Below are 12,478 nucleotides of genomic sequence, written 5' to 3'. Positions count from 1 at the left end.
CGGCCGGGATGACCCCGGCCGGCGGGTGTCACGGCAGGGAGGCCACGAAGATCGCGGTGCCGGGGAAGATCCCGCCCCGCAGGGGGCTCCACTGCCCCCATTCCCGGTCGAGCCACTCCGGCCACTCCGGCTCGATGAGGTCCTGAACCACGAACCCGGCGGCGACCAGTTCGCGGATCCGGTCACCCACCGTCCTGTGGTGTTCGACATAGGACAGCTCGCCGTCGTCGTCGTACTCGGTGTACGGCGATCGGTCGAAGTACGGGAACACGGCCTGCAGACCGCCGGGACCCGGGTCATCCCGGAAGATCCACCGCATCGGGTGGTTGACCGAGAACACGAACCGGCCGCCCGGGCGCAACACCCGCGCCGCCTCCGCCATCACGCCCGCCGAGTCCGCCACGAAGGGGATCGCGCCGAACGCCGAGAACGCCACGTCGAAACTCGCGTCGGCGAACGGGAGTCGCCGGGCGTCGGCCTGGATCAGCGGCACGGACGCCGCCGGTCCGGACGAGCGGCTCGCCGCCTCCGCGCCCACCCGGAGCATGCCCGCCGACAGGTCCACGGCCACGGCGCGTGCGCCCTGCCCGGCGATCCACCGCGCGCACGGCGCGGAACCGCACCCGATCTCCAGCACGTCGCGACCCGCCACGGCGCCGAGCAGATGCCAGTCGCCCTCGTGCAGGCCCTCGGGGCACCAGATGAACTCGCCGTCGGGGGAGTGGGCGCCGAGGAAGACGCCGTGTTCCTCGTGGTAGTCGGAGGCCTCCGAGTCCCACCACGAGCGGGAGGCTCGGACCGACTCTCCATGTCCGGGCGGGTTTGTAGACGTCACGGCAGAAGCGTACAGTTGACGGTCGCGTGCGTACGCGTTCGCGTTCAGTCCGTCCACCTACGATTCCTATCCACCTCGGAGCACCCCACCCTATGACCACCAACACCACGTCCCCGCAGGTAGCCGTCAACGACATCGGCTCCGCTGAGGACTTCCTCGCCGCCATCGACGCCACGATCAAGTACTTCAACGATGGTGACATCGTCGAGGGCACGATCGTCAAGGTCGATCGCGACGAGGTCCTGCTCGACATCGGCTACAAGACCGAGGGCGTCATCCCCTCGCGCGAACTCTCGATCAAGCACGATGTCGACCCCGGTGAGGTCGTCGAGGTGGGCGACGAGGTCGAGGCTCTGGTCCTGACCAAGGAGGACAAGGACGGCCGTCTGATCCTGTCCAAGAAGCGCGCCCAGTACGAGCGCGCCTGGGGCACCATCGAGGAGCTCAAGGAGAAGGACGAGGCCGTCAAGGGCACCGTCATCGAGGTCGTCAAGGGCGGCCTGATCCTCGACATCGGCCTCCGTGGCTTCCTCCCCGCCTCGCTGGTGGAGATGCGCCGCGTCCGCGACCTCCTGCCCTACGTCGGCCAGGAGCTCGAGGCCAAGATCATCGAGCTGGACAAGAACCGCAACAACGTCGTGCTCTCGCGTCGTGCGTGGCTGGAGCAGACCCAGTCGGCCGTGCGCTCCGAGTTCCTGCACCAGCTGCAGAAGGGCCAGGTCCGCAAGGGCGTCGTGTCCTCGATCGTCAACTTCGGTGCGTTCGTCGACCTCGGCGGCGTCGACGGTCTGGTCCACGTCTCCGAGCTGTCCTGGAAGCACATCGATCACCCGTCCGAGGTCGTCGAGGTGGGCCAGGAGGTCACCGTCGAGGTGCTCGACGTCGACCTGGACCGCGAGCGCGTCTCCCTGTCGCTGAAGGCCACCCAGGAGGATCCGTGGCGACACTTCGCCCGGACCCACGCGATCGGCCAGATCGTCCCGGGCAAGGTCACCAAGCTCGTCCCGTTCGGTGCGTTCGTGCGCGTCGAGGAGGGCATCGAGGGCCTGGTCCACATCTCCGAGCTGGCCGAGCGCCACGTCGAGGTCCCCGACCAGGTCGTCTCCGTGGGCGACGACGCCATGGTCAAGGTCATCGACATCGACCTCGACCGTCGTCGTATCTCCCTGTCGCTCAAGCAGGCCGACGAGGACTACACGGAGGAGTTCGACCCGTCGAAGTACGGCATGGCCGACAGCTACGACGAGGCCGGCAACTACATCTTCCCCGAGGGCTTCGATCCCGAGACCAACGAGTGGCTCGAGGGCTTCGAGAAGCAGCGCGAGGAGTGGGAGAACCGCTACGCGGAGGCCGAGCGTCGCCACAAGATGCACACGGCCCAGATCGAGAAGGGCCGCGTCGCCGCTGCGGAGGCCGCCGAGGCCGCGCCGACCAACTACTCGTCGGAGTCCGCCCCGTCCTCGCGTCCGGCTGCCGACGCCGGCACCTCCGAGACCACCGGCGGTTCGCTGGCCTCGGACGAGCAGCTGGCCGCCCTGCGTGCCAAGCTCGCCGGCGGAGAGTGATCGTCGCAGCCTGACGGCGCCCCGGGCGCCCGAGAGCATCGGCCACGGCCCCGGAGGGTCGCCCACCACGGTGGGTACCCTCCGGGGCCGCGGTCTATTTCGCGCGCCCGGAGCCGCGCACCCCGGAGTCGCCCGCCCGGAGCCGCCCGCTCGGGCGGGTGGCCGGACGGTCACCTAGACTCCAGACCATGCTGATGGTGGGTCTGACCGGTGGGATCGGCGCCGGCAAGTCAACGGTGACGGCGGTACTCGCGGACGCGGGAGCGGTGGTCGTGGACGCCGACCGCATCGCGCGAGAGGTCGTCGAACCCGGCAGTCCCGGTCTGGCGATGCTCGTCGCCGAGTTCGGCGAGGACATCCTCGGACCCGACGGTGCGCTCGACCGCGCCGCCCTCGCCGCCAAGGCGTTCGTCGACGACGAGCGCACGGCCGCCCTTAACGCCATCACTCACCCGCTCATCGCGGAGCGGACCGCCGAGCTCTACAACTCGGCCCCCGCGGACGCGATCGTGGTGCACGACATGCCGCTGCTCGTCGAGGGCGGGATGGCCCCCGGATACCACCTCGTGATCGTGGTCGACACCCCGGCCGAGATCCGGCTCCGGCGGCTCGTGGAGCAGCGCGGGATGCCGGAGGAGGACGCCCGAGCCCGGATGGCCAGGCAGGCGACCGACGAGGCCAGGCGGGCCGTGGCCGACGTGCTGATCGACAACTCCGGCGACCGGCAGACCACCATCGATCTGACCAACGCCCTCATCGAGCTCAGGCTCAGCCCGTTCGAGCACAATCTACGGACCGGCACGCCGGTCGTCGGGGACCGTACCGTCGTCCCGTTCCGTCCCGAGTGGGCCGGCGAGGCCGAGCGGGCGTGCGCGCGGCTCCGCCACGTGGTGGGCGAGCTCGCTACGCGCATCGACCACGTCGGGCCGACGGCGGTCGACGGACTCGACGCGCCGGATGTCATCGATCTGCAGGTCACGGTGCGCGATGCGCCGGCGGTCGAGTCCGCGCTCGCCAAGCTCACCGGCGCGGGTTACGTCCGCGACCGTTCCAGCGAGCGGCCGTTGTTGCACTGGTGCGACCCCGCGCGCCCACTGGAGGTGTCCGTGGTCGCCGAGGACGACCCTGAGCACGAGTTCGCGCTGTTGATGGCAGAAGTGATCGGTGCCGATCCCGGTGCCCGCGCCGAGTATTCCGAGATCCTGCGCCGGGCGAACCGTGAGGAGACGCGTCGCTTCGAGCGCACGTTGTGCGAGGCCTCGCGCCGCGGTCGCTAGGCCGCCGGCGCGAGGCCGCGAGGCGGAGAGGTCATTCGCCGGGGACGATCCCGTCCACGAGCTCGGAGACCGGCACGCGGCGGACGACTTCGGTCTCCAGCGGCCCGGGGGCCACGCCGCGCGCTGAGCGGGAGCGGTCCGGGAACACCTCCGGTAACCGGGTGCGTACGAGGAAGACGTTGTACGCGTTCCAGGTGGTGACGAGGTAGTACAGGTCCTCGCCCTGCGCCCAGGGGTGCATGAACGCCCCGTACACGCCGGGGAGCATGGAGTAGTCCACCAGCGTGGTCGGGGCGCTCCACGGCCCCTCGGGGCGGTCCGCGGTGCGCAGGACCACCGAGTCGAAGCCCTGGGAGTACATCGCCGTGTACTTGCCGAGATGCTCGTTCCACATCGTGGAGATCTCGCTGGCCGGGGCGGGCAGCACGCGTCGGGCGGCGCGGATGTCGGAGACCCACCCCGTGCCGTCCCAGTACTCGTACGCGCGGGGGTCGAGGACGCCGACGGCCGGCGGACCGCCGGGTGCGTCGAGGTCGTCGGCGGTCGGGGACCCGGCGAGGGGGACCCGGGAGACGATCGCACCGCCCTGACGGCCGGACGGGGTGAGGTACTCGTACAGGTGGTCGTCGGTTCGCAGGAACGAGCTCATCTGCGCGCCCCGCCACGCGGCGTCGACGGCGGGGGATCCGGCGCCGGTGGGGACGGTGTCGGTGATCGGCCGGGCCATAGACGGCACGACGGTCCAGTTCTCCCCGTTGTCGACGGAGTAGGCCAGTCCCGAGTAGTTGGTGGTCCACGATCCCGGCTGACCCCAGTGGGCCACCGACATGAACCGTAGGTACTGGACGCCGTTCACCGCGATGCCCGCGGTGGGGATGATGGTCACCTCGCCGGGCAACCCCGAGCGCGGGACGATGGACTTGGCGAGTCCGTCGGTACCCATGGCGGCGGAGTCGATGGTGATCCCGTCGGTGAGGTCGGTGTCCGCGGAGCGGAACAGGACGTTGGAGCGCCACTGCGTCCCGGGCACGGTGCAGTCACCCATGGTGTCGCCGAAGGCCATGAGCACTTCGGGATCGTCGGGGTCGCCGTTGTCCCACATGATGCCGAGGTCGGTGCCGCCCACGCCGAAGCGACTGACGGACTCGGAGGGGCTGGTGGGCCCGGTGACGAGCTGCTCGAACCGGGTGGGGCCGCGTAGGACGGGTACGGTGCCCTCGTCGCCTGTGATCCACGGCGGCATCCCGTAGACCGAGCCGACCATCGAATCGAGGGAGCCCGACAGTCCGTTGCCGAGCGAGCCGGTTTCCAGTTCACGGACGAGCGACCCGGAACGGTCGGCCGAGCCGAGCGCGCGCGAGGTGGAGCCGAGGGATCCGGAGTCGCCGGACGACCCGAGCGAGCCGAGGGACCCGGTGGCCATGCCGGCGCCGGTGCGGTGTTCGAGCAACGACCCGAAGTTGCCGAACATCTCGCTGCACGGGCCCGCGGAGGCGGTCCCGACGCCGACGGTGCCGACGGCGGTGACCGCGGCGGCGAGCGTGACGGACACGGCGGTGATCGCCCCCGCGAGGCGGGGGAGCGTGCTGGTCACGTCAGACCCCCGGGATCTCGCGGCGCTCGACGAGGACGGTTTCACCGGTCTCGGCGGGGTCCGGGGTGTTGCGGGTCCAGCTGTCGTCGGCCGTGCGCATCCGGGCGTTCGGGTTGGGGACCGTCCGCGTCGGGATGTCGGACAGGTCCGTCCGCATGAGGAAGACGTTGTGGGCGATACGACGACGAGGGGGGCTCAAGGCCACGGTGTTCTCCAGACGACACGACGAGAGGGTGAGGAAGAGTCAAGAATACGGTAGTGGCCGCCTGAGACATCGGTCAGGAGATTGCCGGTGGGCGGGGGTGGGCGAGTGCTCGTACGCTGGTGGCATGGCATTCGCGACCGAGATCCCCGACGACGGGATCCCCGCCGACCCGACCGTCCTCTCGTACTCGGAATTCCGCCCGATCGGCGACGTCGAACGCAGCACCAACCGCTTCGAGGTGGTCAGCGAATTCACGCCGTCGGGCGACCAGCCGACGGCGATCGCCGAACTGAGCGAACGGCTCGCCCGGGGGGAGCGCGACGTCGTGCTGCTCGGCGCGACCGGCACCGGCAAGTCCGCGACCACGGCGTGGCTCATCGAGAAGGTGCAGCGTCCCACGCTGGTGATGGCGCCCAACAAGACGCTCGCGGCGCAGCTGGCGAACGAGCTGCGCGAGATGCTGCCCAACAACGCGGTCGAGTACTTCGTGTCGTACTACGACTACTACCAACCGGAGGCGTACATCGCGCAGACGGACACCTTCATCGAGAAGGACTCGTCGATCAACGACGACGTCGAACGGCTGCGCCACTCCGCGACGTCCTCGCTGCTGTCGAGGCGGGACGTGGTGGTGGTCAGTTCCGTCTCGTGCATCTACGGCCTCGGCACCCCCCAGTCGTACCTCGACCGGTCCGTGTCCCTGGCGGTCGGGCAGGAGGTCGACCGGGACCAGCTGCTCCGCCTGCTGGTGGACGTCCAGTACGAGCGCAACGACGTGTCGATGACCCGCGGAACGTTCCGGGCCAAGGGCGACACGGTCGACATCATCCCCACGTACGAGGAGCTCGCGGTCCGCATCGAGTTCTTCGGTGACGAGGTGGACGCTCTGTACTACATCCATCCGCTGACCGGCGACGTGGTCCGCCGAGTGGACGAGGTCCGCATCTTCCCCGCCACCCACTACGTCGCGGGGCCGGAGCGGATGGCCAAGGCGATCGCGTCGATCGAGGAGGAGCTGGAGGTCCGGCTCGCCGAGCTGGAGAACCAGGGAAAGCTGCTCGAGGCACAGCGCCTGCGCATGCGGACGTCCTACGACATCGAGATGATGCAGCAGGTGGGCTTCTGCTCGGGCATCGAGAACTACTCCCGTCACATCGACGGCCGGCCCGCGGGCAGTGCACCGGCGACCCTCATCGACTACTTCCCCGAGGACTTCCTCACGGTCATCGACGAGTCGCACGTGACCGTGCCGCAGATCGGCGCGATGTACGAGGGCGACGCCTCCCGGAAGCGCAACCTCGTCGACTTCGGCTTCCGCCTGCCGTCCGCTCTCGACAACCGGCCGCTGACGTGGGAGGAGTTCTCCGACCGGGTGGGGCAGACCGTGTACCTCTCCGCGACGCCGGGCCCCTACGAGATGGGCCGCACGGGCGGTGAGTTCGTCGAGCAGGTGATCCGGCCGACCGGCCTCGTCGATCCGAAGATCGTCGTCAAGCCCACCAAGGGACAGATCGACGACCTCATCGGGGAGATCCGCGCGCGGGCCGAGCGCGACGAGCGCGTGCTGGTGACCACGCTGACCAAGAAGATGTCGGAGGACCTCACGGACTACCTGCTCGAACTCGGCGTGCGGGTTCGGTATCTGCATTCGGAGATCGACACACTGCAGCGCGTCGAACTCCTGCGGGACCTGCGTCGTGGCGAGTACGACGTGCTGGTGGGCATCAACCTCCTGCGCGAGGGCCTCGACCTGCCCGAGGTGTCACTGGTGGCGATCCTCGACGCGGACAAGGAGGGGTTCCTCCGGTCGAGCACGTCGCTCATCCAGACGATCGGCCGTGCCGCGCGAAACGTCTCGGGCGAGGTCCACATGTACGCCGACACCATCACCGACTCGATGCGGTACGCGATGGAGGAGACCGAGCGTCGCCGCGAGAAGCAGATCGCCTACAACACCGAACACGGCATCGACCCGCAGCCATTGCGCAAGAAGATCGCCGACATTCTCGACCGGGTCGGTGAGGAGCGCGGTGATTCCGCCGACGGCGCGGATCGTCCGGAGTTGCTCGGCGCCCGTGCGGTCGGGGACGCCGCCCGGCCACGCAAGGAGCTCGAGAAGCTCATCGAGGAGATGACCGAGCAGATGATGTCGGCGGCCACGGACCTGAGGTTCGAGCTGGCGGGCCGGCTCCGCGACGAGATCGCCGAGCTGCGTAAAGAGCTCAAGGGGATGCGAGAGGCCGGCATCGACTGACCCGGACGGTGCGCACACGCACGCCCGGACCTCCGTGCAGACCGCGCTTACCGCGCACGGTCAGGCCCGCCTGGGACTACGCTGTGTGCAACGTGTTCCCGAGGAGAGGAAGCAAATGAGCGCCTACACCAAGGTGGTGGTGGGAACCGACGGCTCGGAGTCGTCCTACCGCGCCGTCGATCGCGCTGCCCGACTGGCCGCCGACGCCGGGGCGACGCTCGTGATCGCCTGCGCGTACGTGCCCGCCGACCCGCGGTCGGTCAGTCAGGCCGCCGACCAGCTGGGTGACGACGCTTACCAGATCCGTGGCGACAATCCCGCCGAGGACATCGTCCGGGGCGCCCGCGAGCGCGCTCTCGTCGCCGGGGCCACGCAGCTCGAGACGCGCACGGTCCGTGGGGCACCGGTGGAGTCGTTGATCAAGCTGGCCGACGAGGTGGACGCAGACCTCCTCGTGGTGGGTAACAAGGGGCTGAATTCGCTGACCGGGCGTCTGCTCGGATCGGTGCCCGCCGACGCGGCCCGCCGGGCCACCTGCGACGTGCTCATCGTCCACACCACCTAGGCGCTCGCGCCACGCGGCCGGGCCGGGCCGTCGCCGGGCCCGGCTGCTGGCCGTATTCGGCCATGAGTCGTACCCCGCCATCAGTCGCAGAGGTGGGCCCGGCTCGCGTCGATGAGCGCGCGACCGACCCTGGCCGTGTCCCACTCGTCGTTCTGGGACGCGATCGCACTGGTGAGGGGACGGATCCGATCGAGGACCGTCTCGGTGTCCGCGCCGTCGTCGATTCCCCGGCAGATGCCGAGACCGACCTCTAGGGTCGTCTCCGCGGTCATCTCGGTCGGCAACCCGAGACCGGCCAGGTCGGCGAGGAAGGCGCGCTCCTCCTCGGTGCGCAGCGGCCCACCCGTCCCCGGCCGGGCGCCGACCGACGTGTCCGCCGCGACGGTCTCGGGCGAGGCCGCCGTGGTCGACCCGTTGGCGTCAGACCCGTCCGCTGCATCGCCACACGCCGCCGCGACGGCCGTCACCGCGAGGAGCGCCGTCGTGGCCAACACCCGTGCACGGACGCGCCTCATGCGCTGAGCTCCCGGTCTGCGGCGGCCACGCGGTCCCGGATCCCCGCGAGCAGCGGGCCGAAGCCCCCGGGCTGGACCAGGACGAGTTCCTGGGTGGCGCGGGTGGTGCCGACGTAGAGATCCTGCAGACCCTGCGGCGAGCGCGCGAGCACACGATCCGGGTCCACGACCACGACCACGTCGAACTCGAGCCCCTTGGCCAGGGCCAATGGCAGCACCGATGTCCCCGGCCGGGCCCGTTCCGCGACCTCGGCGAGGGCGGCGTACCGCGGAGTGGTACCTTCGTCGTCGTCACCGTCATGGTCGCCGCCAACGCCAACGCCACCGTCGTGGCCGCGCCCGTCAACCTCCCCGCCGTCGTCCGGGACCAGAACAGCCACCGCGCGCTCCGACGGCACCGCGCGGATCTCCTCCGCCACGACCCGCGTGACCTCGTCGGCTTCCGGTTCCAGCCACGCCACCGGGCGCCGCCCCGGTCGCACCGGGCGCGGCGAGGCCGCGTCGGGATCGATCTCCGCCAGCAGCAGCTCCGCCACCGCGGAGATCGTCTCGGGCGTCCGGTAGTTCACCGTCAGCTCGGTCAGGATCCACCGGTCGTCGACGTACGGCGACAGGGCGTCGTGCCACGAGTCGATCCCGGCCGGACTCGACGTCTGGGCCACGTCCCCGACGAGGGTCATCCACCGGTTGGGGGAGCGGCGCATGATGACCCGCCACGCCATGGTGGACAACTCCTGGGCCTCGTCGACGATCACGTGCCCGAACGCCCACGTCCGATCGGCCCCCGCTCGGTCCGCGACCGTGAGGTCCGAATCGGCGCTGTGGCGGCGGGCCAGCGCCTCGGCGTCGACGACGTCATACGCCATGAGCACCTCGGGATCGAGATCGTCCTCGATGTCCTGGACCGCCGAGCCGGTGAGGATCTCCAGCGCCTCCTCCGCCTGGCGCAGCTGCTCCGCCCAGGCGCGGTCGGCCTCGCTGCCGTCCGCCGTCGGATCCTCCCCGAGCAGCTCCGCGAGCTCTTCGAGCAGCGGCACGTCCGCCACCGAGAACGCGGCGCCGTCCCGGCGGAAGAGCGCCTCCTGGTCCTCCGCGACGTAGTCACCCGCCGCCTCGGCGATCCGCTCGCGGCTCGAGAGCAGATCGGCCAGCAACTGCTCCGGCCGCAGGACGGGCCACCACTCGTCGACGATCTCCGCGACCTCGCGGGAGGCCTCCACCTCGCGCCGGAGCTCCGCGCGGTCGTCCGCGTCCAACAGCGGCCGGGCCGGATCCCCCAGATCCCCGACGCCGTCGCCCTCCGGCGACCACGCCTCGTCCTCCGCGCGCCCCACCGGATCGGTCAGGGCGGCCACGTACTGCTCGGTGAGCGCGTCGACGATCCGCGTCGCGAACGCCTCCCGCGCCTGGTTGTGGGGGCGTCGGGTCATCCGCGCCCGCCCCCGCGCCGCCCGCACCGTGGCCGGGGCGAGAGTGAGGTCGTGGCCCTCCACGCGCACCACCACCTCGGACCGCGGCGCGAGCTGACGCGCCCGCACGGCGGCCTTGAGGATGCCGACCATCTCGCCCGACCCCTTGACCTCCTCACCACGCAGCGTCTCGGGGCCGGTCGCCCGCACGCCCGGATAGAGATCGGCGAGGGTGCGCAGCACGACCCCCGACTCGCCGAGCGACGGCAGCACCCGGGCGATGTAGTCGAGGAACCGTGCGTTGGGGCCCACGATGAGTACGCCGCTGCGGTCGAGCCGCTGACGGTGGGTGTAGAGCAGATAGGCCGCGCGGTGCAGGGCCACCGCGGTCTTGCCCGTGCCCGGCCCGCCCTGGACGACCAGCACGCCCGCGTGGGGATTGCGGATGATCTCGTCCTGCTCGCGCTGGATGGTCGCCACGATGTCCGTCATGTGCCCGGACCGCGCGGTGTCGAGTGCCTCCAACAGGGCCGATTCCCCCACCACGTCGTCGTGGTCCTCCGGCAACTCGCCGTCCTCCGGCGCCGTCAGGTACTCGTCGTGGATACCGATCACCCGACGCCCGATCGTGCGCAGGTGACGACGGCGGTGCGCGCCCTCGGGCCGGGCGGTCGTGGCCAGGTAGAAGGGGCGGCTGTGGTCGGCGCGCCAGTCCAACAGCAGCGTGGTGAGGTCCTCGTCGTCGTCCCGCAGCCCCACGCGGCCGATCCGCCGGACCTCCCCGTCACCCATGTCCAGGCGGCCGAAGTACAGGCCCAGGTTGGCCGCGCTGAAGGCCGCGAGCTCCGACGAGTAGAGCCGGGCGAACGACTCCCGCTCCGACCGGGCCTGCGGCGTCCCGCCGGAGGTGCGCAGGACGGCGTCGAGCCGCGCGCGGGTGTCCGCCCGCAACTCCTCGAGGCGGTCGAGGAGACGACCGAGGTGACGCTGCTCCTCGTCGACGGCGTCGTGTCCCGTCACAGGCGCTCCTTCCGGTTGGGGCTGTTCGGGCAGGACGTCCAGGGTACCGGGATCCGCGACGTGCCCTCGGACGGCGATGACCCCGCCCGGGTGCGGGCGGGGTCATCGGGTGACGAGATCGTCCGGGGAGCCGACCGGCCCGAGTGGCGGCCGGGTCCCGAACGGGTCAGGGATGGATGGCGTCGGCCGCCTTCGCCCGGACCTCGTCGGTCTTCTTCTTGGCCATCAGGGCCGCCTTGCCGGCGTCCTTCTCGAACCGGGCGGTCTTCTTCTTGGCGTCCTTGCCGAGTCGCGCGGACTTCTTCTTGGCCTGCTTCTCCGCGGCCTTCTTCCGCGCCAGCGCGGCGTTGCGGACGTCGTCGGCCTGGTCGGACGCGACCCGGGCGGCGGCGTCGGCGCGGCCCCGCACCTCGGCGGCGACCGGCACGGCCGCGTCGCGGACCTGGGCGGCGATCGGAGCGGCCTGATCCCGTGCGGCGGCGGCGCGCCCACGCAGTCGGCCGGCGACCTCGGGAGCCTTCTCGCGGACGGCCCCGGCGACGCCGGTCGCCTGCTCACGAACCTGGTCGGCCACCTCGGGGGCCTTCTCACGCACCGTCTCGGCCACCTCCGGGGCCTTGTCCCGGATCGTATCGGCGGCGCCTCGCGCCTGGTCCGCGACGCTGTGGGCGACGCCGGCGATCGCCGCGCCGGCCGCAGCGGACTCGGCCTTCGCGCCGGGCAGCTTGGCGGCGACCGTGTCGCCGGCCTTGCGGGCGCGCCACGCCAGGCCGGGCTGACCGGCGGTGTCGACGGAGGCGAGCAGGAGCGCACCGAGGAGTGCGACGTCCGTGGCCAGCCCCGTGGTCTTGCGGCTGCGCGCGGCCGGGTCGGACTCCATCCAGAACGCGTGTCGGCTGATCGCCGAGGGGACGTGGGCGGCGGTGAGTGCCAGTGCCGACAGGCGGGGGGCCTTGCCCAGCGCGAACAGCGCGCCCGCGCCGATCTTCACCCCGGCGAGCGCCTTGACGAGCGTCTCGGTGTCCTTGGGCACCGGCGGCACCGACGTGGACACCTTCTCGTTGACGGCCTGCTCACCCTTCTCCACCAGCGGTGCCGTCTTGTCGACGAGCGGTGCGGCATCGGCGACGTGGGCCTGCGGATTGCGAAGCGTCTCAACGCCGTCGATGACGAACACCGTGGCGAGCATGGGTCGTGCGAGTCGTCGAATCATCGTTCCTCCTGGATAGGTGGGAGTGC

General features: G+C 70.9%; 10 protein-coding genes. 4 read left to right on the top strand and 6 right to left on the bottom strand.

The genetic code is table 11. The annotated features are described in order from the left end of the window. Positions 1-28 precede the first annotated feature (28 nt). The gene (locus DCI01S_RS08260; protein ID WP_232303086.1) at positions 29-835 is read right to left on the bottom strand and encodes a class I SAM-dependent methyltransferase; all 807 of its coding nucleotides are present in this window, start codon (positions 833-835) and stop codon (positions 29-31) included. A 92-nt stretch (positions 836-927) separates the two neighbouring features. Between DCI01S_RS08260 and rpsA the strand changes: the two genes are divergently transcribed. Both rpsA and coaE read left to right on the top strand, forming a co-directional pair. After that, on the top strand, positions 928-2,400 hold the full coding sequence (gene rpsA / locus DCI01S_RS08255; RefSeq protein ID WP_061228776.1) for a 30S ribosomal protein S1: 1,473 nt from the start codon (positions 928-930) through the stop codon (positions 2,398-2,400). A 188-nt stretch (positions 2,401-2,588) separates the two neighbouring features. Then, positions 2,589-3,677: a dephospho-CoA kinase gene (gene coaE / locus DCI01S_RS08250; RefSeq protein ID WP_061228775.1), complete on the top strand. Its 1,089-nt coding sequence runs from the start codon at positions 2,589-2,591 to the stop codon at positions 3,675-3,677. Positions 3,678-3,708: 31 nt separating this feature from the next. Here coaE and DCI01S_RS08245 read toward each other — a convergent pair whose 3' ends face one another. Both DCI01S_RS08245 and DCI01S_RS17185 read right to left on the bottom strand, forming a co-directional pair. Next, positions 3,709-5,271: a glycoside hydrolase family 183 protein gene (locus tag DCI01S_RS08245; RefSeq protein WP_061228774.1), complete on the bottom strand. Its 1,563-nt coding sequence runs from the start codon at positions 5,269-5,271 to the stop codon at positions 3,709-3,711. Position 5,272: 1 nt separating this feature from the next. Next, positions 5,273-5,476, bottom strand: coding sequence for a hypothetical protein (locus DCI01S_RS17185; RefSeq protein ID WP_232303087.1), 204 nt, complete (start codon positions 5,474-5,476; stop codon positions 5,273-5,275). Positions 5,477-5,600: 124 nt separating this feature from the next. On the opposite strand from DCI01S_RS17185, the gene uvrB reads away from it, so the two are divergent. Together uvrB and DCI01S_RS08235 are read left to right on the top strand one after the other, a co-directional pair. Continuing rightward, positions 5,601-7,730, top strand: a complete 2,130-nt coding sequence (gene uvrB, locus DCI01S_RS08240; protein WP_061228806.1) for an excinuclease ABC subunit UvrB — start codon at positions 5,601-5,603, stop codon at positions 7,728-7,730. A 115-nt stretch (positions 7,731-7,845) separates the two neighbouring features. Further along, on the top strand, positions 7,846-8,295 hold the full coding sequence (locus DCI01S_RS08235; RefSeq protein ID WP_061228773.1) for a universal stress protein: 450 nt from the start codon (positions 7,846-7,848) through the stop codon (positions 8,293-8,295). Between the two features lie 80 nt (positions 8,296-8,375). Here DCI01S_RS08235 and DCI01S_RS08230 read toward each other — a convergent pair whose 3' ends face one another. The 3 genes from DCI01S_RS08230 to DCI01S_RS08220 form a co-directional block, all read right to left on the bottom strand. Continuing rightward, a complete protein-coding gene (locus DCI01S_RS08230) occupies positions 8,376-8,810 on the bottom strand; it encodes a DUF732 domain-containing protein (RefSeq protein WP_232303088.1) in 435 nt (144 codons plus the stop codon). After that, the gene (locus tag DCI01S_RS08225; RefSeq protein WP_061228771.1) at positions 8,807-11,239 is read right to left on the bottom strand and encodes a HelD family protein; all 2,433 of its coding nucleotides are present in this window, start codon (positions 11,237-11,239) and stop codon (positions 8,807-8,809) included. Before DCI01S_RS08225 ends, DCI01S_RS08230 begins: the two co-directional genes overlap by 4 nt. A 166-nt stretch (positions 11,240-11,405) precedes the next feature. Further along, positions 11,406-12,452, bottom strand: coding sequence for a DoxX family protein (locus DCI01S_RS08220; RefSeq protein ID WP_061228770.1), 1,047 nt, complete (start codon positions 12,450-12,452; stop codon positions 11,406-11,408). Positions 12,453-12,478 lie beyond the last annotated feature (26 nt).

This window comes from Dietzia cinnamea NBRC 102147 (genome assembly GCF_001571065.1).
Lineage (GTDB): Bacteria > Actinomycetota > Actinomycetes > Mycobacteriales > Mycobacteriaceae > Dietzia > Dietzia cinnamea.
Note: the sequence above shows the minus strand (reverse complement) of the source record. Positions and strands in the feature narration are given on the sequence as shown.